We start from the raw sequence: 20,791 nt of genomic DNA on the forward strand, positions 1-20,791 counted from the left end.
AGCTCGGCCTCCTGAGGGTCGACCTCGGCCGCGCGGGGCGATCTCGCGGGCGGGGTACCGTCGGGAGCATGACCGACCTCACGCCCACAGGACCGTCCCCGCGTCGTCCCGGGCTCGTCCTGCTCGCCGCGCTCGCCGACGTGGCCTGCGTCCTCGCGCTCGCGAGCGGGGGCCTCGCGACGCACTCCGCGGACGAGGGCATGGCCCGGCTGCTCGTCGTCGCGTGGCCGTTCGCGGCGGGCACCGCGCTGGGTTGGCTCGTCACGCGCGCGTGGCGCCGCCCGTGGGCCCTGTGGCCCACGGGCGTGGTCGTCTGGGGCTGCACGTGGGCGCTGGGCGTCCTGCTGCGCGTGCTCACCGACCAGGGCGTGGCCCTGGCGTTCCAGCTCGTGTCCTTCGGGTTCCTCGCGGTGACCATGCTCGGCTGGCGCGGCGTGGTCGCGCTCGTCGGCGTCCTGCGGCCGGGCGACCGCCGACGCCGCGCGCGCGAGCTCGCCGGCCGCCCCCTACCGCGCTGAGAGCGCCGCGACGACGTCCGGCGCGAGCGCGCGGAACGCCTTGCCGCGGTGGCTGATGGCGTTCTTCTCCGCCGGGCTCAGCTCGGCCGCCGACCGGGCGCCGCCCCCGGGCTGCTCGTCGGGCAGGAGGATCGGGTCGTACCCGAACCCGTTCTCCCCGCGCGGCGCGGTGAGCAGGGTGCCGCGCATCTCCCCCGTCCGCACGACCTCGGTGCCGTCCGGCGTGACGAGCGCCGCCGCGCACACGAAGCCGGCCGCGCGGTGCTCGGCGCGCACGTCGCCGAGCTGCGCGAGCAGGAGATCCAGGTTGGCGACGTCGTCGCCGTGCCGCCCGGCCCAGCGGGCCGAGAAGATGCCCGGCGCCCCGCCCAGCACGTCGACGGCCAGACCGGAGTCGTCCGCGACGGCCGGCAGCCCGGTGGCCGCGACGAGCGCGCGCGCCTTGATGAGGGCATTCTCGGCGAACGTCACGCCGTCCTCGACGGGCTCGGGTGCACCGACGTCGCCCGCGCCGACGATCGCGTCGGGCGCCAGCTCGAGGCCCGGGTGCGCGTCGAGCTCGGCCGCGAGGATCGCACGCAGCTCCGCGATCTTGCCCGGGTTGTGCGTCGCGAGGACGAGGCGTGCGCCGTCCGGCACGACGACGCCCGTCGCCTCGGTCGCGCCGCTCACCGCGCGCCCGCCGCGAGCGCCGCGCGCTGGATCGCCGCGAGGTCGGCGGTGCCCGCGACGGCGAGGTCGAGCAGGGCGTCGAGCTCGGCGCGGTCGAACGGGGCGTGCTCGGCGGTGCCCTGCACCTCGACGAACGTGCCCGAGCCCGTGACGACGACGTTCATGTCCGTCTCGGCACGCACGTCCTCGACGTAGGGGAGGTCGAGCATCGGCGTGCCGTCGATGATGCCGACGCTCACGGCGGCGACGGAGTCCGTCAGCACCGGCTTGCCGCCCGTGATGTGGCCGTGCCGCTGGCCCCACGCGACCGCGTCGGCGAGGGCCACGTAGGCGCCCGTGATCGCGGCGGTGCGCGTGCCGCCGTCGGCCTGGAGGACGTCGCAGTCGAGCACGATCGTGTTCTCGCCGAGGGCGGAGACGTCGATGATCGCGCGCAGGGACCGGCCGATGAGGCGCGAGATCTCGTGCGTGCGGCCCCCGATCTTGCCCTTGACCGACTCGCGCTGGCTGCGCTCGTTGGTCGCGCGCGGCAGCATCGCGTACTCGGCGGTGACCCATCCCTCGCCGGACCCCTTGCGCCAGCGCGGCACGCCCTCCGTGAACGACGCCGCGCACAGCACGCGCGTGCGGCCGAACTCGACGAGCACGCTCCCCTCGGCCTGGTCGAGCCAGTGGCGCGTGATGGTCACGGGGCGGAGCTGGTCGGGCGTGCGGCCGTCGGCGCGCACGGGCGCGACCGCGTCCGAGGACGATGCGGAGATGGTCATGCCGCCACCCTACCGACCTCCCGCCACCCGCTAGAGGTCGAAGACCGCACCCGTCGTCGCCACGTCGACCGGGCCCTCGTACGTCTCCCGGGCCTCCGCGCGCGAGCGCTCGGGGTCGTTCCACGCAGGGAGGTGCGTGAGCACGAGCCGGCGCGCGCCGGCCGCCGTCGCGACCTCCCCCGCGCGGCGGCCCGTGAGGTGGATGCCGCGCTCGACGCCGTCGTCGCGGCCCTCGTGGAACGCGGCCTCGGACAGGAGCAGGTCGGCGTCGCGCGCGAGCTCGACGACGCCGTCGCACGCGTCGGTGTCGCCCGTGTAGGCGAGCACGGCCTGCTCGCCCCGCCGCAGCGACGACGGACCGGTGACCCGCACCCCGTACGCCTCGACGGGGTGGAACACGCGGTACGGCTCGAGCGTGAGCGGTCCCACCCGCACGGGCGTGCCCGGCTCCCAGACCCGCACGTCGAGCTCCTCGCGCATCCCGTCGCCCGGCTCGGCCCCGTAGGCCGCCTCGACGCGCGCCGCCGTGCCGGACGGGCCGAGCACCGCGAGGCGGCTCGGCACCCCGGTCCGGGTCGAGCCGCGCTCGGGGTGGTAGCGCAGGTACACGTACAGCCCGCACACGTCGACGAAGTGGTCGGGGTGCAGGTGCGACAGGCCGACCGCGTCGAGGTCGAGCGGGTCGACGAACCGCTGGAGGGCACCCAGCGACCCGTTGCCGAGGTCGAGCACGACGTTCCAGTCCCGCGCCTCGAACCCCGCGTCCGCCGCCTCGGCGGCGGGGACCTGGACGAGGTACGACGACGCGGGCGACTCGGGCCCCGCGAACGACCCCGAGCAGCCGACGGTGACGAGGCGCATCAGGCGGCCTCCACGCTGAGCACCTCAGGGCCGAGGAACCGGCGCGCGAGGTGCTCGAACGGTTCCGCGCTCCCGGTCGCGAGGAAGCGGTGCTGCGGCGGGCCCGCGGCGCGCGAGCGCTCGAGGTCGTGCGCGACGAGCGTGCGGTAGACGTCCTTGGCGGTCTCCTCCGCGCTCGACACGAGCGTGACCTCCTCTCCCATGACGTAGGAGATCGCGCCCGTCAGCAGCGGGTAGTGCGTGCACCCCAGCACGAGCGTGTCGACGCCCGCGGTCTTGACCGGGTCGAGGTAGCGGTGCGCGACCTCCAGCACCTCGGGCCCCGACGTCACGCCCTGCTCGACGAGCGGCACGAAGTCCGGGCACGCCTGCGTCGTCAGGCGCAGGCCCGGCGTGACGGCGAACGCGTCCTCGTAGGACCGCGACGTGATCGTGGCGCGCGTCCCGATGACCCCGATCCGTCCCGAGCGCGTCGCCGCGACGGCGCGGCGCGCCGCCGGGAGGATCACCTCGACGACCGGGAGCCCGTGACGCTGCGTGTACCGCTCGCGCGCGTCGCGCAGGACCGCCGAGGACGCCGAGTTGCACGCGATGACGAGCATCTTCACGCCGTCGTCGACGAGCTGGTCCATGATCGCCAGCGCCATCGCCCGGACCGCCGCGAGCGGCTTGGGCCCGTAGGGGCCGTTCGCGGTGTCCCCGATGTAGAGGAGGGACTCGTTCGGGAGCTGGTCCAGGATCGAGCGCGCGACGGTCAGCCCGCCCACGCCCGAGTCGAAGATCCCGATGGGAGCGTCGTTCACCCGCCCGAGCCTACTGGCGCGCCCGCGCGCGAGGCGCACCGAACCGCGGCTCCCGCCTGTGGCAGCGCCCACAGGCTGCCCGAGTCGCCCCACCACCGCCCTGCATGGGCGCGTGGGGCCGACGGTCAGGGCCGACCGCCGCGGCCCGCGCGCAGGTCGGCGAGCATGCCGTCCACGAGCGACTCCTGGAGCAGCCCCGTGAGGAGGAACACGCTCACGAGGAACCGCCGCGGCGCACCGCCACCCTCGCCGTCGTCGGGGCCGTCGTCCCCCTCGCGGTCCAGCTCGTCGTACAGGCCCTCGACCTGCTCGTCGGTGCGCAGCCCGAGCCGTTCCGCGAGCACGAGGCGCACGTCGGTCAACGCTCCCGCGACATCCTCGGCATCCTCCCGCGTCACGACGAACGGCGCCGCCTCCGTGGGCTCGGAGTCGACGAGCGTGCGGCCCAGCAGGACGAGCCGCCCGACCTTCCGCGCCGCGAGGTCGTCCTGGGTGAACCGCCGGAACTCGGCGGCGACCTCCACGTCGTCCGACGCGTCCGGGAGCAGACGGCTCACCGCCGGGTCGGGCGGCGGTGTCGCGCCCGACCCGTGACCACCCGGCACGGGCCCCGTCCAGCCAGGAGGCGACCACGCGTCGTCGGGCGCCCCCTCACCGGGCTCCCTGTGGGCGCCCGGCGCCCGGCCGGGCAGGCCCTCCTGGAGCATCTGCGCGACGTCACCGGCGAGCTGCGCGAGCACGATCCGCTCCGACGGCTCGAGCTCCGCGACGTACCCCTGCGCCTCGGCGCGGAACGGCCTCACTGCTCGCCGTCCTTCTGGAGCGTCGCCCACAGGCCGAACCCGTGCATCGCCTGCACGTCCACCTCCATGCGCTCACGGTCACCCGTCGACACGACGGCCCGGCCCTCCTGGTGCACCTGGAGCATGAGCTCGTGCGCACGGGCGGAGGAGTACCCGAAGTAGGACTCGAACACGTAGGCGACGTAGCTCATGAGGTTGACCGGGTCGTTCCACACGAGGGTGACCCACGGGCTGTCGGGGAGGACCGCCTCGTCGGCCCGGGTCGCCTCCTCGGGCACGGTCACGGACGCCCGCGCACCGCCGGCGCGGGTGAAGATCGGCTGGGGGCTCACGACACCACTGTATTCGCGGGCCTGTCGGCGCCCACGTCGCCGACGGCTGCCCTACCGTATTCCGCATGAGCCTCGCCGACCCGGGCAGCGTCGCCCTCTCCCTCACCGACAGCGCTGCCTCGCCGCAGGTCGGCACGCAGCGGCCGCCCTACCAGCCGACGGCGTCGACCGCGCTCCTCACCGACCGGTACGAGCTGACGATGCTCCAGGCCGCGCTCGCCGACGGCACCGCCGACCGGCACTGCCTCTTCGAGGTCTTCACGCGCCGCCTGCCCCCGGGTCGGCGGTACGGGGTCCTCGCCGGGACCGGACGCGTCCTCGAGGCGCTGTCGTCGTTCCGGTTCTCCGCGCACGAGCTCGACTGGCTCCATGCGCAGTCCGTCGTCAACGACCGCACGCTCGCGTTCCTCGAGGGCTACCGGTTCACCGGCACGATCTCCGGGTACGCGGAGGGCGAGGTCTTCTTCCCCCAGTCGCCCGTCATGACCGTCGAGGGCACCTTCGCCGAGGCGGTCCTCCTCGAGACGCTCGTGCTGTCGATCCTCAACTACGACTCCGCCGTCGCGTCCGCTGCCTCGCGCATGACGAGCGCCGCCGTCGAGCGCCCGTGCCTCGAGATGGGCGCGCGGCGTGCGCACGAGCAGGCCGCCGTCGCCGCGGCACGGGCCGCCGTCGTCGGCGGGTTCGCCGGGACGTCCAACCTCGAGGCGGGCCGTCGGTACGGCCTCGAGACCATCGGCACCGCCGCGCACGCCTTCACGCTCCTGCACGACGACGAGGAGTCGGCCTTCGCGTCCCAGGTCGCCTCGCTCGGGCCCGGGACCACGCTCCTCGTCGACACCTACGACGTGCGCAAGGGCGTCCAGAACGCCGTCCGCGCCGCCGGCGGGCGCCTCGGCGCCGTGCGGCTCGACTCGGGCGACCTCGGCGTGCTCGCCGTCGAGGTGCGCCGCCAGCTCGACTCCCTCGGCGCCCACGACACGAAGATCACCGTGACGTCCGACCTCGACGAGTACGCCATCGCGTCGCTCGCCGCCGCGCCGGTCGACTCCTACGGCGTCGGCACCTCGCTCGTCACCGGCTCCGGGGCGCCCACGTGCGGCATGGTCTACAAGCTCGTCGCCCGCGCCGACTCCTCCGGCGTGCTCCAGCCCGTCGCGAAGGCGTCCACGGCCAAGACCAGCACCGGCGGACGCAAGGTCGCCGCACGCCGCTACGACGTCGACGGGCGCGCCGTCGAGGAGGTCGTCGTCACCGGCCCCGACCTCGCCGTCCAGGAGTGGGAGCCCGACGACGGCGACCTGCGCCCGCTCCAGGTCCCGCTCGTCGTCGACGGCGCGGTCGACTCGCGCTGGGTCGGCTCGTACGGCGTCCAGAACGCCGCGCACCGCCACCGCGAGGCCCGCGCCGAGCTGCCCCGCGGCGCGCGCCGCCTCTCCGCCGGCGACCCCGCGATCCCGACGGTCGTGCACACGCTCCCCTGACTCCCGAGCACCACGGTCGCAGGCGTAGCCCCTCGGTCCCGCGAGATAGAACCCCGGTCGCGCGAGGTAGAACCGTGGCTGCCCGAGATAGAACCGTGGTCGCGCGAGATAGAACCGCGGTTTCGCGAGATAGAACCGCGGTCGCGCGAGATAGAACCGCGGTCGCGCGAGATAGAACCGCGGTCGCGCGAGGTAGAGCCGTGGTTCTTGGGCGCGACGGCGTGTGGTCGCCCTGGGTGGTCGGGGTGGGTGGTGGTGCCGCGTCTACCATCCGCCGCTCGTTCCTCGCGGCTCCCGCCAGGCCCGACCACGACGCGGCACCACCACCCACCCCGCCCTACGTCGCCTCACCCTGGTCGTCGCTCGCCCAGGAGACTGCCCGCGGTGCCAGGTTCGCCCGCGCCGCGCCACTGGGCCGTGCAACTGCTGTGCCGCACGGCGTGATCAGGTGCGACCACGGTTCCCCCTCGCATGACCACGGTTCTACCTCGGCAAGCTGGGCACTACCTCGACAAGCCAGGGTTCTACCTCGGCAGACCGGGCACTACCTCGACAAGCCAGGGTTCTACCTCGGCAGACCGGGCACTACTTAGGCAGACCAGGGTTCTACCTCGGCAGGCCAGGGTTCTACCTCGGCGGGGTGGGTGCCGGTCCGGTGCGGGTCGGCCGCGCCACACGCGAGCCGACGGCCGAGCGGTGGGGGTGGGCTCGGAGGCGAAGGGGCGTCAGAGCCGCGCTCCACAAGCCCACGCCCGACAGACCAGGGCGACGGCGCGGCAACCCCGAGCACCGAGGCCACCCGCACCGCGGACCCGAACCCGCGGGGCCCGAGACTCGACCCACGGATCCGGGACCCGGTCTGCGGATCCGACCAGCGGCCGTCGACCGCCGTCGCTAGCGCTTGCCGACGAACCAGCCGCGGACGGTCGCGACGCGGGCGTCGAGCTGCTCGACCGTCGCGAGCGGGACCTCGGGGCCGCCGCAGCGACGACGCAGCTCGTTGTGCACGGAGCCGTGCGGCTGGCCGCTGCGTCGGGCCCAGGCCGAGACGAGCTGCTGGAGCTCCTTGCGCAGCTCGGCCGCGCGGCGGTGGTCCATCTCGGCCCGCTCGCGCTCCGCGGACTGCGTGCTCTTCGACCGGGCGCTCAGCTGGTCGGCCTGGCGCTGACGGAGCAGCGTGGTGACCTGGTCGGCGTCGAGGAGTCCGGGGAGGCCGAGGAAGTCGAGCTCCTCGTCTGACCCGACGTCCGCGCCCGTGCCGAACTCGCCGCCGTCGAACAGCACGCGGTCGAACGACGCCTGAGCCTCGAGCGCCTCGAACGAGCCCTGGACGAGCTCGCCCGACGCCTTCTCCTCCCGGTTCGCCTCGGCGAGGAGCGCGTCCTCGGGGTTGAAGCCCTCGCCCTGCTCCTCGGCGGTGAGCGGCCGGTCGAGCGCGTGGTCCCGCTCGATCTCGAGCCCGTTCGCCAGCTCCAGGAGGTGCGGCACGCTCGGCAGGAACACCGACGCCGTCTCGCCGCGCTTGCGCGCCCGCACGAACCGCCCGACGGCCTGCGCGAAGAACAGCGGCGTCGCCGTCGAGGTCGCGTACACGCCGACGGCCAGGCGCGGGACGTCCACGCCCTCCGACACCATGCGCACCGCGACCATCCAGCGGTCGTCGCCGTCGGAGAACTCCTCGATGCGGCTGCTCGCCCCGTCGTCGTCGGAGAGGACGACCGTCGGTGACTTCCCCGTGATGCGGGCGAGGTGGCCCGCGTAGGCGCGTGCGTCGGTCTGGTCGGTCGCGATGACCAGTCCCCCGGCGTCGGGGATCGCCCGCCGCACCTCGGTGAGCCGCTTGTCCGCCGCCGCGAGGACCGACGGGATCCACTCGCCGTTCGGGTCGAGCGCCGTGCGCCAGGCCTGGCCGGTCATGTCCTTGGTGAGCGCCTCGCCGAGACGCGCGCTCACCTCGTCGCCGGCCTTGGTGCGCCAGCGCATGTTCCCCGAGTACGACAGGAACAGCACCGGCCGGACGACGTGGTCGCGCAGCGCGTCGCCGTAGCCGTACGTGTAGTCCGCGCGCGAGCGTCGGATGCCGTCGGGGCCGCGCTCGTACTCGACGAACGGGATCGCGGCGGTGTCGGACCGGAACGGCGTGCCCGTGAGGGCGAGCCGACGCGTCGCGTCCTCGAACGCCTCGCGCACGGCGTCGCCCCACGACAGCGCGTCGCCGCCGTGGTGCACCTCGTCGAGGATGACGAGCGTCCGGTCCGCGGTCGTGCGGGCCGCGTGCAGCGCGGGCTTCGCGGCGATCTGCGCGTAGGTCAGCGCGACGCCGTCGTAGTGGGCGCCGTGCCGACCCTGGCTGTTGCGGAAGTTCGGGTCGATCCGGATGCCGACGCGCGCGGCGGCGTCGGCCCACTGGTGCTTGAGGTGCTCGGTCGGCGCGACGACCGTCACCCGGCGCACGACCCCCTGCTCCAGCAGCTCGGTCGCCACGCGCAGCGCGAACGTCGTCTTGCCCGCTCCCGGCGTCGCGACGGCGAGGAAGTCGCGCGGCGCACGCGTGCGGTACAGCTCGAGGGCCTCCGCCTGCCACGCACGCAGCTTCGACGCCGAGCCCCACGGGGCGCGCCGCGGGAAGGCGGGCGAGAGGTGGGAGGCCGCGGCCGACGACGGGCTCTGCGGCGCGGGCGGGCTGGTCCTGCTACGCGTGTCGGGGACGGAGTGACCGGTGGACGTCGTGTGGTGCTCCCCGCTCACTTGCCGGAGTCACCCTCGCCGTCCTGCGGGTCGCGCAGACCGTCGTAGATCTCCTTGCACGTGGGGCACACGGGGAACTTGTTCGGGTCGCGGCCGGGCACCCACACCTTGCCGCACAGCGCGATCACCGGCTTGCCGGAGATCGCGGACTCCATGATCTTCTCCTTGCGCACGTAGTGCGCGAAGCGCTCGTGGTCGCCCGGCTCGGGCTGCTCGCGCGTCTCCTCGCGCTCGAGCACCCCGGTCGACGTGCCGGTCGTCGGCTCGGTCGCAGGGTTCCGGAACGGGTCCTCAGGACCTCCGGGGGGCGTGCTCGCACGGAGTTCGGTCATGGGCGGAAGTCTACGTCGCGGAGGTGACAGCCGGGCGGGACGAGCCGCAGCTGACGCCCCCGGCGGGGCACACCGCTCCGGGTGTGACCGGTCCCACCCACCCCGGCGTACCGGCGATCGACCGCGGGCGGTGTCCGTGGGGCGGGCCTTCCGCCCCACGGACCACGACCTCAGGCGGCGCAGCTCACCGACGGGCTGCCGCTCACCGCGTGCCACTCGAGGATGCTCTGGCGCCCCGTGTAGACCCGATACTGCGTCCCCACCTTGGTGCTCGAGTAGAGCTGCCCGCCCTGGGGCGGGTACACCCTGACCTTGAAAGGTGACGAGGACGTGAAGGACACCGTCCGTCCGGACGGGCAGGTCACACCGCCGTTGGCGTGGGCTGCACCCACCGGCGCGACCGCGAGACCGAGAACGAGACCTGCGCCGAGCATCAACCCGGCGAGCTTCTGCTTCATGAAGTACCCCCAATCGGACGACACCGTCGTTGGTGCCACCTGAGACTCTGGCAGGCCCGCGTTCGGAGGGCAAGACTTTGTCAGGAGATTTTACAGACTGGACGTTCGCCGCTCCCCGGAAGGGCGGCGAGAGACCACGAAGCCCGTCGGCGCAGCGTTCCAGGGGCGTGGATCGCGCGCCGACGGGCGGCTCGGTGGTCGCGGTAGTTCCCGCGAGATGTCGCCGACCTGAGGCCCTAGAGCCCCTGCCAGTCCGGCTTGGACGCGTACGTCTGGCGGTAGTAGTCCGCCAGCTGCAGGCGCGAGGCCGCGGCGTCGTCGACCAGCACGGTGGCGTGCGGGTGCATCTGCATGATCGTCGCGGGCCACAACGCGCTGATCGGGCCCTCCACGAGCTGGTGCACCGCCTCCGCCTTGCCCTTGCCCGTGGCCAGCAGCACCAGGTGCCGCGCCGACATGATCGTCGCCAAACCCTGCGTCAGGCAGTGCCGCGGCACCTGGTCCACGTCGTCGTCGAAGAACCGCGCGTTGTCCTCGCGCGTCTGCGCCGTGAGCGTCTTGATCCGCGTGCGCGACGCCAGCGACGACCCCGGCTCGTTGAACGCGATGTGCCCGTCCGTCCCGATCCCCAGGATCTGCAGGTCCACGCCCCCGGCCGCCGCGATCGCCTCCTCGTACGCCGCGCACGCCGCCACCAGGTCCTCGGCGTTGCCGTCCGGACCCTGGACCGCACCCGGGGCGAAGTCCACGCGCGAGGCGATCTCGGTCTCGATCACGTTCCGGTACCGCTCGGGGTGCTCGGCGGGCAGACCCACGTACTCGTCCAGCATGAACGCCCGCACCCGGGCGAACGACAACCCGTCCTCGCGGTGGCGGCGCGCCAGCTCGTCGTAGACCTTCAGCGGTGACGACCCCGTCGCCAGACCCAGGACCGCCTCCGGACGCGACCGCACCACGCTCTCGATCGCGTCCGCGGCCAGCACCGCCAACCGCTCCGCAGGAGCGATCACGACCTCCATCACTTCACCTTTCGACGGCCGACGAGGGCAGCGCCCACCGCGGCGACGGGAACGTCCGCCGGAGCGAGCGAGACCCGCTCCGCGAGACGCAACGAGGACAGGAACGGGGACGGGCTGGACTGCGCGTCGAGCGCGGCGCGCACGGCGTCGAGGAGCGGCTGCCCGAGGGCGGAGACCCCGCCGCCCAGCACGACGTGCCGGACGTCGACCGTCAGCTCGAGGATCCGGACCGCGGACGCGACGGCGGACGCGAACTCGTCCTTGATCCGGATCGCCTCCGGGTCACCGGCCGCGGCGGCCTCGAAGAGCTCCGCGGGCGCGGGCCGACCGTGGCGCGACGGCCACCGGGCGGACACCGCGGACCCCGAGGCGTAGACCTCGACGCACCCGCGCTGGCCGCACGCGCACTCGGGGCCGCGCGGGTCGATCGGGATGTGCCCGATCTCGCCCGCCGCGCCGGTCACACCCCGCCGCAGCTCGCCGCCGAGCACGATCCCGGCGGCGAGACCGGTTCCCAGCGCGAGGAACGCGAGGTCCGACCCGTCGTCCCCGCGCAGGTGCGAAGCACCGAGCGCGGCGACGTTGAGGTCGTTGTCCACCTGGACCGGAAGGCCGCCGAGCTCCGCCGACAACGCCTCCGCCAGAGCGAAGCGCCCGCCCTCGATGCCTAGGTTGACGGCGTGCATGACGGAGCCGTCCTCGGGGTCCACCAGCCCCGGCACGCCGACGCCGACGCCGTCGACCTCGGCGAGCTCGACGCCGGCACGACGCACCACCTCGCGGACGGCGCGGGCCGCGCTGGACACCACGCCCTGCGGTCCGCGCACGGTCGGCAGGCGCAGGCTCTCCCGCGGGACGCCGTCGGGTCCGAGGAAGGCGGCGAGCACCTTGGTCCCACCGATGTCGAGACCGACCGCGTTCCCGGTCGCCGGGGAGTCGCACCGCGACGTGCCGTCAGGACCGGGGCTACCGGCCAGGGCTGCGGCCGCCTCGCCGTTCAGCGAGGCGGCCGTGCTCAGGTCGCTCACGTCAGCCCTTCACCGCACCCGAGACGAGACCACCGGTCATCCTGCCCTGGACGATGACGAAGAAGATGACCACCGGGATCGCCACGATGACCGAACCGGCCATCAGCGCTCCCCAGTTCGTCGCCATCGTCGCCTGCTGGAAGGTGCGCAACCAGACCGGGAGGGTCATGGACTCCGGCCTGGACATGATGATCAAGGCCATGAGGAACTCGTTCCAGGCCTGGATGAACGCGAAGACACCTGTCGCGACGAGCCCGGGCGCCAGGAGCGGGAAAGTGATCTTCCAGAACGCCCTCGGGCGCGAGCACCCGTCGATCATCGCCGCTTCCTCGAGCTCTGCGGGCACGCCGTGCACGAAGCCTCGTAGGGTCCAGATCGTGAACGGCAGCACCGCCGAGATGTACACGAAGGCCAGGCCCGTGATGGTGTTGAGCATCTGCCAGCCGTCGATGATCCGGAAGATCGAGATCATCATGGCCTCGCCCGGGATCATCTGGATCACGAGAAGCGCGACGATGAACGACCGACGCCCCTTGAACGAGAACCGCGTGATCGCGAGCGACGCGAGGAACCCGAGGATCATCGACACGACCAACGTGATGAGCGTGACCGTGATCGAGTTGACCATCGCGGGCGGCAGCGGCGCACGACGGTCGTCCGTCCACACGTTGACGTAGTTGCCGAGCGTGAAGACGTCAGGTGTGGGGAAGAAGTGCAGGTCGGTCCCGCGGATGAGGTTCGTCGGCAGGAACGACGTGTTGATCATCCAGTAGACGGGGAACGCCGACGCGACGAACACGATGACGGCGATGATCGAGTACCCGATGTTCGCAGCCTTCTTGCGCTGCGTCTCGCGGCTCTTGCGCGGGGCGGGGCTGCCCGGCGTCACGGCGTGACGAACAGGCGCCGTCGGAGTGGAGATGGCGCTCACAGTTCTTCCTCCCGGACCGTCCGGCGCACGTAGTAGAACGAGATGCCGAGCATGATGAACACGAAGATGACCGCGATGGCACCGGCGACGCCGTAGTGCCCTTGCGCCATACCCATCTGGTAGATGTACACGCCGATGGTGTTCGTCTTCTCGCGGTCGCCGCCGATGCCCTGGAGCGCGTATACCTGCGTGAAGACCCGCAGGTCCCAGATGATCGACAGGACGATGAGCACCGTGTAGATGCTGCGGACGTACGGGACCATGATGAGCCGGAAGCGCTGGACCGGGGACGTGCCGTCGAGCTGGGCCGCCTCGAGGACCTCGCCAGGGATCTGCGTCAGGCCGGCGTAGAGCGTGAACGCCACGAAGGGCACCGCACCCCACACGATGATCAGCGTCAGGATGAGGAAGAACTGGAGCGGGTTCAGGAGCCACGGGTGCCCCATCCAGTCGTTCCCGGTGATCCTGGTCAAGAAGTTGTTGACGACGCCGTACTCGGTGTCGAAGAGCCAGCCCCAGACGATGGTGCCCGCGAGCGGGGGCATCGCCCAGGCGAGCAACAGTCCGACCGAGACGAGCAGGCGGAAGCCCTTGTTGAGCCGCATCATGAGCAACGCGACCAGCGTGCCGAGCAGCATCGTCAGGGCCACCCAGATGATCATGAGGACGAAGCTGCGGAGCAGGACCGTCCAGAACCCGTCGACGTCCGTGAGGACCTTGACGTAGTTGTCGAAGCCCACCCACTCGGCGGGCACGCCCATGAGCTGGGCGCGCTCGTACTCCTGGAAGGACATCACGAACAGCCGGACCAGCGGGTAGCCGACCATGACGCCCAGCACGATGAGGCTGGGGACCAGCAGGGCCCACGGCAGGACAGGTGGCCGCTTCTTGCGTGACCGCACGGCCGCGCGCGGCGACGCGGTCCGGGGTTCGAGGCTGGTAGAGCTCATTTCCTCACTCCGTCGGGTGGTGCGCGGTGGTGCGCAGGGTGACGTGCGGGGACGCGCGTCATACGAAGGGGTGGGGACCCCGAGAGGAGTCCCCACCCCTGACGAGCGCCGCCCGGTGCCACCGCGTCAGAGACGCGGCGGCACCGGAGTGACTCAGCTGTTGAGGATCTCCTCGATCTTCGCGTCGAGCTCCTCGGCGACGGTCTTGACGTCCTCACCGTTGGCGATGCGCGTGAACGCCGTCTGGAGGACGTTCTGCGCCTCGACGTCCGCCCAGCGCGGCGAGACCGGCGTGACCTGCGTGTTCATCGCGGCCTCGACGCCCGCCTGGGCGATCGGGTTGTCCGTCGGCACCTTCTCGGCGAGCGAGGTCTTGGCCGGGATGAGGCCGTTCTCGGCGAGGATCGTCTGGTACTCGTCGCTCATCATGATCGCGTACGCCTTGACCGCGAGCTCCGGGTTGTTGGACTTCGACGCGACGGCGATGTTGGAGCCGCCGCCGAAGACCGTCGCGGTGCCGCCGTCCTTGCCGGGCAGCGGGAGCGCGGTGAGGTCAGAGCCGTACGTCGTCTCGCAACCCGGCGTCTCCGCGTCCTCCGGGGCCTTGATGGACCACTGGATCCACGTCGGCGCCGAGAGGTACGCGACCTTGCCCTCGCAGAACGGTACCTGGAGGTCGGTCTCCTGACCGTCCTTGGGTGCGTGCGACGCGGTGGTCATGAGGTCCTGCACCTGAGCAAGACCGGCGAGCCCGCCCTCGGACGAGAAGCCTGCCTCCCACGTGCCGTCCTCGCCCTGCTCGGCGATGAAGCCGCCGTTCTCCCAGACGAACGGGAGCGCGTTGTACCAGTCCTGGCCCGGCCAGTAGAGACCGGACACGGTGTCGGTCGTGAGCGCCTTGGCGCTCGCGACGTACTCGTCGAGCGTCGTCGGCACCGGGGCGTCGCCCGTGATCTGGGGCGAGTAGAAGACCACGCGGGAGCCCGCGTAGTACGGGAGCGCGTAGTGCTTGCCCTCCCAGTCGCCCGCCTCGACGAACGCGGGCAGGAGGTCGTCGCCGCCGTACGACTCGAACTCCTCGTCGGTGATCTCGCGGAAGTATCCGGCGGAGGTGAACGCAGCGGACTGGGTGTTGCCGACCTCGACGACGTCCGGGCTGTCCGAACCCGAGAGCGACGTCGTCAGCTTGTCGACGAGGCCGGTCCAGGACTGCTCCTCGATCGTGAGGGTGCTGCCCGGGTTCTCCTCCTCGAAGGTCGTCTTGAGGTAGTCGCGCGCGGCGTCGGGCGTGTCCGAGCCGACCAGCCAGACGCGGATGTCGCCGGTGGCGGCCTCGTCCGACCCGTTGTCGTCGCTCCCGCCGCCGGTGCTGCAGGCGGTCAGCGCGAGCGCCAGGGTGATCGTCGACGCCACGGAGGTGGCGACGAGACGGTTCCTCTTCACTGGGTGCTTCCTCTCGGTGTTTCTAGGTGGTGGCGGCGATGCCCCCACCGGAGGTGTGGCAGGAGTCCTGCGTAATCGAGCGCATGCAGGGGTACTGCGTTCCTGGGGGTGCTGCTCTGGGGTTCCCAGGGGGTCGGTGGGACGGGTTGGCACCCTGTCCCGGTCGGGCGGTGAGGGTCAGTCGGAGCGTCGTCGGCTCATGAGACCCCCAGCTGTCCGGACAGGACGAGGACGGCTGCCCCGGCGAGGACGACGTCTTCGTCGAGCGTGGCCATCCGCACCTGGAGCCCGCTGCCGATGACCGGCATCGTGCGGGAGCGGATGGTCTCGAACGCCGCCTCGCGCAGAGGCCCGTCGAGCAGGTCCGCGGGACCGCTGACGAGCACCTCCGCGAGGTTGAGCGCACTGACGACAGGTGCCAGAGCGATGCCCAGCGTCCTGCCCACCGACGCCAGGACGGCGTCGGAAGCCTCCGTGTCGAGCCCGTCCACCGCGCGGCGCAGCGCCGGCACCGACAGCACGGTCTCCAGGCAGCCACGGCGCCCGCAGGCGCACGGCTCGCCGTTCTCGACGACGGTGACGTGACCCAGCTCGCCGGCCGCGTCGGCGTGCCCGCGCACCCGTGCGCCGTCGACCATGATCCCGGCGCCCACACCCTCGCCCACCGTGAGGACGAGCAGGCCGTCGCCGGCCGCGCCGCCGAACGTGAACTCGCCGAGCGCGGCGATGTTCGCGTCGTTGGCCACGTGGACGGCGAGGCCGAGCCGCTCGGTGAGCTGTGCGGCGAGCGGGACGTCGTACCAGCGGCGGTTGGGCGCCTCGATGACACGGCCCTCGGCGTCGACGACGCCGGGCGACCCGATCCCCACACCGATGACCGGCTGGGTGGCGGACGCGATGAGGCCGCGGCAGAAGCGCGTGAGGAGGTCGACCAGCTCGGTCCCGGTGCGCCCGTCGACCGCCAGGCTCTGCCGGACGACGAAGTCGCCGGTGAGGCTGAGGACGGCGCCGCGCAGGACCTCGTCGTCCGTGAGGTCCACGGAGACGATCTGGTAGGCGCTCGTGCGCATCCCCACGAGGATCGCCGGCTTGCCGACGCGCTGGCCGGGACGGACGCCGAGCTCCTCGACCAGGCCCTCCGCGATGAGCACGGACACGAGGTCGGAGATCGTCACCCGGGTGAGGGACGTGGCGCGCGCCAGGTCGGCGCGCGACGTGGGTCCCTCGTGGAACAGGTGCTGCAGCACGAGGGACCGGTTGTGGGCCCGAGCATGCTCGGGCAGCACCTTCGAGGTCGGCCTGAGCCCTGTGCTCAGACGCCTCCTCGGTGCGCCGGTCCCGGTGACTGCCGTTGTCATGTTTGTTAGTAGACTGCCTTTACTAAGTGGCTGTCAACTTCCTCGCGGCTTCGTGACCGAAATGTTGCCGATCGGTCCTCACCACAGGACCTGGGTCCCGGTTCGAGCCGCCCGTCGACCGGCCGTCCGGGTCAGGGCGGCGAGCCTGCCGCGCCGGCCCAGCCGCGCGCACCCGGGTGCGCCACCGAGCGCGACGCGACGACGACGGCCTGCTCGAGCGCGACCCGCCACGACGCCCCGCGCGCCGCCGCTGCCGCGAAGGCCCCGTGGACCACGTCCCCCGCGCCGAGCGTGTCGACGACGCGCTCGGGGCGGGGGACCACGACGTCGTACCGCTCCCCGGCGTCGAGCACCTCGACCGGCCGCGGACCGCGGGTGCGGGCGACGAACCGTGGGCCGAGCGCGGCGACCGCGGCGAGCACGTCGCGCGCCTCGATCCCCGGCGGCCGGAAGTCCGCGGACACCACGACCGCGTCGCACGAGCCGATCATCTCCGCGGCGTCCGGCTTCCACGACCCACCGTCGAGCACGACGGCCGCACCCCGCTCGCGCGCCTCGCGCGCCACCGTGAGCGCGAGGCCCGGCAGGTGCCCGTCGAGCAGCACGACGTCGCTCGGCCCGACGCCGTCGAGAAGCCCGCGGCCGCCCGTCGCCGCGCGCACCGCGAGGTCGCCGAACCCGGACGCGTTGGTGCTCACGACGGCCCGTTCACCGGTGGCCCGGGTGACGAGCACGGTCGAGACGGCGAGGCGCCCGCCGGTCGTCCCGTCCGCGGCGTCGACGACCTCGACCCCGCAGTCCGCGAGCTCGCGACGCACGAGCTCCGCGAAAGGCCCGTCCCCGACGGCGGTGACGAGCCGCGTCGGGACGCCCAGCGCGACGGCGGTCGCCGCGGCGTTGGCCGCCGGCCCCCCGAACGTGGCGGAGACGGACCGCGCGACGATCTTCTCGTCGGGTCGCGGCAGGGCGTCGACGACCTGGACGACGTCGAGGGTCACGAGACCGCAGCACACGAGCACGCGACCATCCTGCCGTGCCGAGGCCCCGGGCCGCGCTGGCGTCCGCGGTCGGGGCGTCGCGCTGCGGTTGGATCACGGCCAGTTCACAAGACGGTCACGATGTCGCACGCGGTGTCCGGTTCGCACGCTTGGCCCCCTACTCTCGCAGCATGCGGACCACTCGCCCCCTCGCCGTCGCCGCGGCGCTCCTGCTCGGCGGCGCTCTCCTGGCGGGCTGCTCCGCGTCCTCGGGCGACATGGCGTCCCTCTCCGAGGACGCCGGTGGCGCGGTCTCGGAGGTCGCGGAGGGCGGCGTCGCGGACGCCGCCGAGGACGTGTCCTCGGGGATCGCCCCGGGCGACGAGGACGCCGTCGCCGCGGCGGAGCGGGAGATCGTCACCACGGGGTCTGCCACGGTCGTGGCCGACGACCCGGCGGTCGCGGCCGACGCGATCGCCGACCTCGCGGAGAGCGCGGGCGGCCGGGTCGAGAGCCGGCGGCAGTCGGAGCCTGAGGGCGACGCACGCGCGTCCGCGGAGCTGACGATCCGGGTGCCGTCGACGCAGACGACCGCGACCGTCGACGCGCTCGACCAGGTGGGCGAGGTGCGCGACCTCTCGATCGAGGCCGTCGACGTGACCGGGACCGCGCGTGACCTCGACGCCCGGATCGACGCCCTGACGACGTCCGTGGAACGGCTGCGCACGCTCATGGGCGACGCCGCCTCGACCGCGGACCTGCTCGCCGCGGAGCAGGAGCTGACGACGCGACAGGCCGAGCTGGAGTCGCTCCAGTCGCAACGGGCGGCGCTCACGGACCAGGTCTCCATGTCGACCCTCCACGTCACGGTCGTCGAGGTCGCACCGACCGAGCGGCTCGCCCCTGGCGGCTTCCTCGGGGGTCTGCAGAACGGCTGGAACGCCCTGCTCGCCACGCTCAACGGGCTCGTCGTCGTGCTCGGAGCCCTGCTCCCGTGGCTCGTGGTCGCCGGGGTCGTTCTGCTCGTCGTGCGCTGGGTCCTGCGGCGGTTCCGGCGTCGCGCCCAGGACGGCGGCACGTCGCCGGAGGACGCCGACCGCCCGGGGCCCGACGACGGCCCCGACGCTCCCGCCGCGAGCCGCGAGCCGCTCGTCGGAGCGTCCACCCATGACTGACCCGACGATCGCCGACACCCCGCCGACCGGGCGCGTCGCCCGCCTCTGGCACGACCCGGACGACGGCGTGCCACGACCGGTCGGGCACCTCGTGACGCGCGTGTGCACGCACTGGGACACCGTCGGGCCGCAAGCCTTCCGGCGGCACGTGAACCCCGAGCCGCGCGTCCAGTGGCGCGCCCACCTCGACGACGCCGACCCGGCCCTGGCCGAGGACCTGTACAGCGACGACCCCGAGGCGCCACCGCTCCCCCGCGAGGACGACGACGGACTCGTCGTGCGCGGACGGCGGCTGCGGGTCGAGTGGCTCGACGGCGAGGAGGCGGCCGCCGCCTGGGCGCAGCACGGGTGGTGACGGACGACCCCTTTCGGCCCGCGAACCACCTTCCAGGACGACGACGGCCCGCACCCTCGAGGGGTGCGGGCCGTAGCCGCAGGGGTGGAGGTGCGGGGAATCGAACTCCATACGGAACACCTATGTGTTCCGCGGAATACCGCCGATTTCCGGCCCCATAGCACCACTGGACTTGATGGAACAATGTACCTAAGATGTAGGAACATCGAGCATCGCCGTTGACGACGTCAACACTCGTCAGCGCGTCCAGGGAGACCCCATGGCCAGCATCCGACCACGCACCCTCCGCGACGGCAGCGTCACCTGGCAGGTCCTGTTCCGCGCCGCCGACGGCCGCCAGACCTCCGAGACCTTCGCCCGCGACAAGGCAGCCCGAGACTTCAAGCGCCTCGTCGACGACCTCGGCCCCGACGAGGCTCTGACCATCCTGCGCGAGCGCGAGGGCACCGGCGCCGACACCCCCACCCTGCGCGAGTGGGCGCTCGAGCACATCGACGACCTGTCCGGCGTCACCGACGGCACCCGCGGCCGCTACCGCCGCTACCTCGACACCCACCTCGCCCCGCTCGCCCCCGTGCCCCTGGACGCCATCACCCCCGTACGCGTGTCCCGCTGGGTCAACTCCCTCGAGCGCAAGGGACTGTCGGGCAAGACCATCTCCAACCTGCACGGCTTCCTGTCCTCGGTCTTCAAGGGCGCCATGCGCCGCGGCCTCGCCGACACGAACCCGTGCGCCGGGACCCGCATCCCCAAGACCGAGCGCGAGGAGATGGTCACCCTCACCGACACCGAGTTCGCGACCTTCCTCGAGCACGTCCGACCAGACGCCCGCGACCTCGTGACCTGCCTCCCCCTCACCGGGCTCCGCTTCGGCGAGATCACCGCACTGCAGGTCCGCGACATCGACTTCAACGGCGGCAAGCTGTCCGTCACCCGGGCATGGAAGTACGCCGAGGACAACGCCCGCACCCTGGGCCCGCCGAAGTCGCGCCGGTCGCGCCGCATCATCCCCCTGCCGCCGCGCGCGCTCGAGGCCCTCGCGCGGGCGTGCGCAGGGAAGGGCCCCACCGACTTCGTGTTCACCAACACCTCCGGCGCACCCTGGACGCGGCCCCGCTTCCACGAGGGCGTGTGGCAGCCCGCGGTCCGGTCCGCGTTCCCCGAGCTCGGGAAGCGCCCCCGCGTGCACGACATGCGGCACACCTGCGCGTCCTGGATGCTCAACGGCGGCGCCCCGATGTTCGTGGTGCAGCGCCACCTCGGGCACGAGTCCATCACCACGACCGAGGGCACCTACTCCCACCTAGACCCGTCCCTCGCGTACACGGCCACCACGGCGCTCGAGAAGGCGTCCGCCGGCGCGTTCCCAGAGATCGAGTCCTAGCAGGGGTCGAGACGGTCCAGGCGGTCGACGATGACTGCCTGCTCGACCCGCGTGAGCGTCGAGATGCGGCGCATCAACACCTCGGGTGTGACCTCGAGGTACTCGGCGGCCGAGGCGAGGTCCTGCGGGTGCAGCGCCATCGCCTCGGCGACCTCGTCGACGTCGTGCAGCAGACGCCGCGCGGCCAGCGTGTCGGCCTCGACCTCGAACCGGGCGGCGAACCACCGACCCGGCGGGGTGTGCTCATGGTGGCGCAGATCGATATGCGCGAGCTCGTGCGCGAGCGTCGAGTTGCGCTGCGGCCGGTTCAAGGATCGGTCGATGAGGATCACCGACACCTCCTGGACCCAGGCCCCGCGCACGGGCGCGATGTCGCACCGCTCGATCTGGACG

The 20,791-nt window shown here is 72.7% G+C and carries 22 protein-coding genes; 5 read left to right on the forward strand and 17 right to left on the reverse strand.

Going from position 1 to position 20,791, the window contains the following annotated elements; translation table 11 throughout:
* The first annotated feature begins 68 nt into the window (after positions 1 to 68).
* Positions 69 to 518: a DUF3054 domain-containing protein gene (locus tag JN535_RS08280; protein WP_205204943.1), complete on the forward strand. Its 450-nt coding sequence runs from the start codon at positions 69 to 71 to the stop codon at positions 516 to 518.
* Here JN535_RS08280 and rdgB read toward each other — a convergent pair.
* The 6 genes from rdgB to clpS all read right to left on the reverse strand — a co-directional run bounded on the left by rdgB (position 507) and on the right by clpS (position 4,708).
* Complete coding sequence (rdgB, locus tag JN535_RS08285; protein ID WP_205204945.1) at positions 507 to 1,190, reverse strand: RdgB/HAM1 family non-canonical purine NTP pyrophosphatase; 684 nt, start codon at positions 1,188 to 1,190, stop codon at positions 507 to 509. The genes JN535_RS08280 and rdgB overlap by 12 nt on opposite strands.
* Entirely contained in the window at positions 1,187 to 1,957 is a 771-nt protein-coding gene (gene rph / locus JN535_RS08290; protein WP_205204953.1) for a ribonuclease PH, read from the reverse strand. Before rph ends, rdgB begins: the two co-directional genes overlap by 4 nt.
* Positions 1,958 to 1,987: 30 nt before the next feature.
* Entirely contained in the window at positions 1,988 to 2,818 is an 831-nt protein-coding gene (locus tag JN535_RS08295) for an MBL fold metallo-hydrolase (protein WP_205204955.1), read from the reverse strand.
* Positions 2,818 to 3,621 carry a glutamate racemase gene (gene murI, locus JN535_RS08300; RefSeq protein ID WP_205204957.1) on the reverse strand — a complete coding sequence of 268 codons (804 nt, stop codon included), beginning with the start codon at positions 3,619 to 3,621 and terminating at the stop codon, positions 2,818 to 2,820. Before murI ends, JN535_RS08295 begins: the two co-directional genes overlap by 1 nt.
* Positions 3,622 to 3,746: 125 nt before the next feature.
* Positions 3,747 to 4,424, reverse strand: a complete 678-nt coding sequence (locus tag JN535_RS08305) for a DUF2017 family protein (RefSeq protein ID WP_205204959.1) — start codon at positions 4,422 to 4,424, stop codon at positions 3,747 to 3,749.
* Positions 4,421 to 4,708, reverse strand: a complete 288-nt coding sequence (clpS, locus tag JN535_RS08310) for an ATP-dependent Clp protease adapter ClpS (RefSeq protein WP_307868531.1) — start codon at positions 4,706 to 4,708, stop codon at positions 4,421 to 4,423. The genes JN535_RS08305 and clpS overlap by 4 nt, the downstream gene beginning before the upstream one ends.
* A gap of 248 nt (positions 4,709 to 4,956) precedes the next feature.
* Here clpS and JN535_RS08315 point away from each other — a divergent pair, with 248 nt between their 5' ends.
* Positions 4,957 to 6,240 carry a nicotinate phosphoribosyltransferase gene (locus tag JN535_RS08315; RefSeq protein ID WP_240200889.1) on the forward strand — a complete coding sequence of 428 codons (1,284 nt, stop codon included), beginning with the start codon at positions 4,957 to 4,959 and terminating at the stop codon, positions 6,238 to 6,240.
* A gap of 894 nt (positions 6,241 to 7,134) precedes the next feature.
* Here the strand turns inward: JN535_RS08315 and JN535_RS08320 are convergent.
* From JN535_RS08320 to JN535_RS08365, 10 genes are all read right to left on the reverse strand, one after another.
* Positions 7,135 to 8,988 carry a DEAD/DEAH box helicase gene (locus tag JN535_RS08320; RefSeq protein ID WP_205204965.1) on the reverse strand — a complete coding sequence of 618 codons (1,854 nt, stop codon included), beginning with the start codon at positions 8,986 to 8,988 and terminating at the stop codon, positions 7,135 to 7,137.
* Positions 8,985 to 9,320 (reverse strand): DUF3039 domain-containing protein, encoded by a 336-nt coding sequence (locus tag JN535_RS08325; RefSeq protein ID WP_205204967.1) that lies wholly within the window; start codon positions 9,318 to 9,320, stop codon positions 8,985 to 8,987. The genes JN535_RS08320 and JN535_RS08325 overlap by 4 nt, the downstream gene beginning before the upstream one ends.
* A gap of 170 nt (positions 9,321 to 9,490) precedes the next feature.
* Positions 9,491 to 9,778: a hypothetical protein gene (locus tag JN535_RS08330; RefSeq protein WP_205204969.1), complete on the reverse strand. Its 288-nt coding sequence runs from the start codon at positions 9,776 to 9,778 to the stop codon at positions 9,491 to 9,493.
* Positions 9,779 to 10,014: 236 nt separating this feature from the next.
* Positions 10,015 to 10,797 (reverse strand): glucosamine-6-phosphate deaminase, encoded by a 783-nt coding sequence (gene nagB / locus JN535_RS08335; RefSeq protein WP_205204971.1) that lies wholly within the window; start codon positions 10,795 to 10,797, stop codon positions 10,015 to 10,017.
* Positions 10,797 to 11,825: an ROK family protein gene (locus JN535_RS08340; protein ID WP_307868432.1), complete on the reverse strand. Its 1,029-nt coding sequence runs from the start codon at positions 11,823 to 11,825 to the stop codon at positions 10,797 to 10,799. The genes nagB and JN535_RS08340 overlap by 1 nt, the downstream gene beginning before the upstream one ends.
* 1 nt (position 11,826) lies before the next feature.
* Positions 11,827 to 12,747, reverse strand: a complete 921-nt coding sequence (locus JN535_RS08345; protein WP_307868533.1) for a carbohydrate ABC transporter permease — start codon at positions 12,745 to 12,747, stop codon at positions 11,827 to 11,829.
* 5 nt (positions 12,748 to 12,752) lie between these two features.
* Positions 12,753 to 13,706 (reverse strand): carbohydrate ABC transporter permease, encoded by a 954-nt coding sequence (locus tag JN535_RS08350; RefSeq protein WP_205204973.1) that lies wholly within the window; start codon positions 13,704 to 13,706, stop codon positions 12,753 to 12,755.
* Positions 13,707 to 13,859: 153 nt separating this feature from the next.
* On the reverse strand, positions 13,860 to 15,149 hold the full coding sequence (locus JN535_RS08355) for an extracellular solute-binding protein (RefSeq protein ID WP_205204976.1): 1,290 nt from the start codon (positions 15,147 to 15,149) through the stop codon (positions 13,860 to 13,862).
* Positions 15,150 to 15,346: 197 nt separating this feature from the next.
* Positions 15,347 to 16,507 carry an ROK family transcriptional regulator gene (locus tag JN535_RS08360; protein WP_205204978.1) on the reverse strand — a complete coding sequence of 387 codons (1,161 nt, stop codon included), beginning with the start codon at positions 16,505 to 16,507 and terminating at the stop codon, positions 15,347 to 15,349.
* 131 nt (positions 16,508 to 16,638) lie between these two features.
* The gene (locus JN535_RS08365) at positions 16,639 to 17,526 is read right to left on the reverse strand and encodes a PfkB family carbohydrate kinase (protein WP_205204980.1); all 888 of its coding nucleotides are present in this window, start codon (positions 17,524 to 17,526) and stop codon (positions 16,639 to 16,641) included.
* A gap of 149 nt (positions 17,527 to 17,675) precedes the next feature.
* Between JN535_RS08365 and JN535_RS08370 the strand changes: the two genes are divergently transcribed.
* From JN535_RS08370 to JN535_RS08380, 3 genes are all read left to right on the forward strand, one after another.
* On the forward strand, positions 17,676 to 18,659 hold the full coding sequence (locus JN535_RS08370) for a DUF4349 domain-containing protein (RefSeq protein WP_205204981.1): 984 nt from the start codon (positions 17,676 to 17,678) through the stop codon (positions 18,657 to 18,659).
* A complete protein-coding gene (locus JN535_RS08375) occupies positions 18,652 to 19,014 on the forward strand; it encodes a hypothetical protein (protein ID WP_205204983.1) in 363 nt (120 codons plus the stop codon). The genes JN535_RS08370 and JN535_RS08375 overlap by 8 nt, the downstream gene beginning before the upstream one ends.
* 259 nt (positions 19,015 to 19,273) lie before the next feature.
* Complete coding sequence (locus JN535_RS08380; protein WP_205204984.1) at positions 19,274 to 20,398, forward strand: tyrosine-type recombinase/integrase; 1,125 nt, start codon at positions 19,274 to 19,276, stop codon at positions 20,396 to 20,398.
* Here the strand turns inward: JN535_RS08380 and JN535_RS08385 are convergent.
* Entirely contained in the window at positions 20,395 to 20,760 is a 366-nt protein-coding gene (locus JN535_RS08385) for an ImmA/IrrE family metallo-endopeptidase (RefSeq protein WP_374100489.1), read from the reverse strand. The two genes, JN535_RS08380 and JN535_RS08385, sit on opposite strands and share 4 nt — an antisense overlap.
* Positions 20,761 to 20,791 lie beyond the last annotated feature (31 nt).

The organism is Cellulosimicrobium cellulans, assembly GCF_016921195.1.
In the GTDB taxonomy this organism is placed as follows: domain Bacteria; phylum Actinomycetota; class Actinomycetes; order Actinomycetales; family Cellulomonadaceae; genus Cellulosimicrobium; species Cellulosimicrobium cellulans_F.

Bases quoted from the DNA above. Each gene is read 5' to 3' on its own strand.
- JN535_RS08330 (WP_205204969.1), bottom strand. From the start codon at position 9,778: ATGAAGCAGAAGCTCGCCGGGTTGATGCTCGGCGCAGGTCTCGTTCTC.
- JN535_RS08350 (WP_205204973.1), bottom strand. From the start codon at position 13,706: ATGAGCTCTACCAGCCTCGAACCCCGGACCGCGTCGCCGCGCGCGGCC.
- JN535_RS08295 (WP_205204955.1), bottom strand. From the start codon at position 2,818: ATGCGCCTCGTCACCGTCGGCTGCTCGGGGTCGTTCGCGGGGCCCGAG.
- rph (WP_205204953.1), bottom strand. From the start codon at position 1,957: ATGACCATCTCCGCATCGTCCTCGGACGCGGTCGCGCCCGTGCGCGCC.
- JN535_RS08375 (WP_205204983.1), top strand. From the start codon at position 18,652: ATGACTGACCCGACGATCGCCGACACCCCGCCGACCGGGCGCGTCGCC.
- JN535_RS08370 (WP_205204981.1), top strand. From the start codon at position 17,676: ATGCGGACCACTCGCCCCCTCGCCGTCGCCGCGGCGCTCCTGCTCGGC.
- JN535_RS08360 (WP_205204978.1), bottom strand. From the start codon at position 16,507: ATGACAACGGCAGTCACCGGGACCGGCGCACCGAGGAGGCGTCTGAGC.
- JN535_RS08315 (WP_240200889.1), top strand. From the start codon at position 4,957: ATGCTCCAGGCCGCGCTCGCCGACGGCACCGCCGACCGGCACTGCCTC.
- JN535_RS08325 (WP_205204967.1), bottom strand. From the start codon at position 9,320: ATGACCGAACTCCGTGCGAGCACGCCCCCCGGAGGTCCTGAGGACCCG.
- nagB (WP_205204971.1), bottom strand. From the start codon at position 10,797: ATGGAGGTCGTGATCGCTCCTGCGGAGCGGTTGGCGGTGCTGGCCGCG.
- JN535_RS08280 (WP_205204943.1), top strand. From the start codon at position 69: ATGACCGACCTCACGCCCACAGGACCGTCCCCGCGTCGTCCCGGGCTC.
- JN535_RS08380 (WP_205204984.1), top strand. From the start codon at position 19,274: ATGGCCAGCATCCGACCACGCACCCTCCGCGACGGCAGCGTCACCTGG.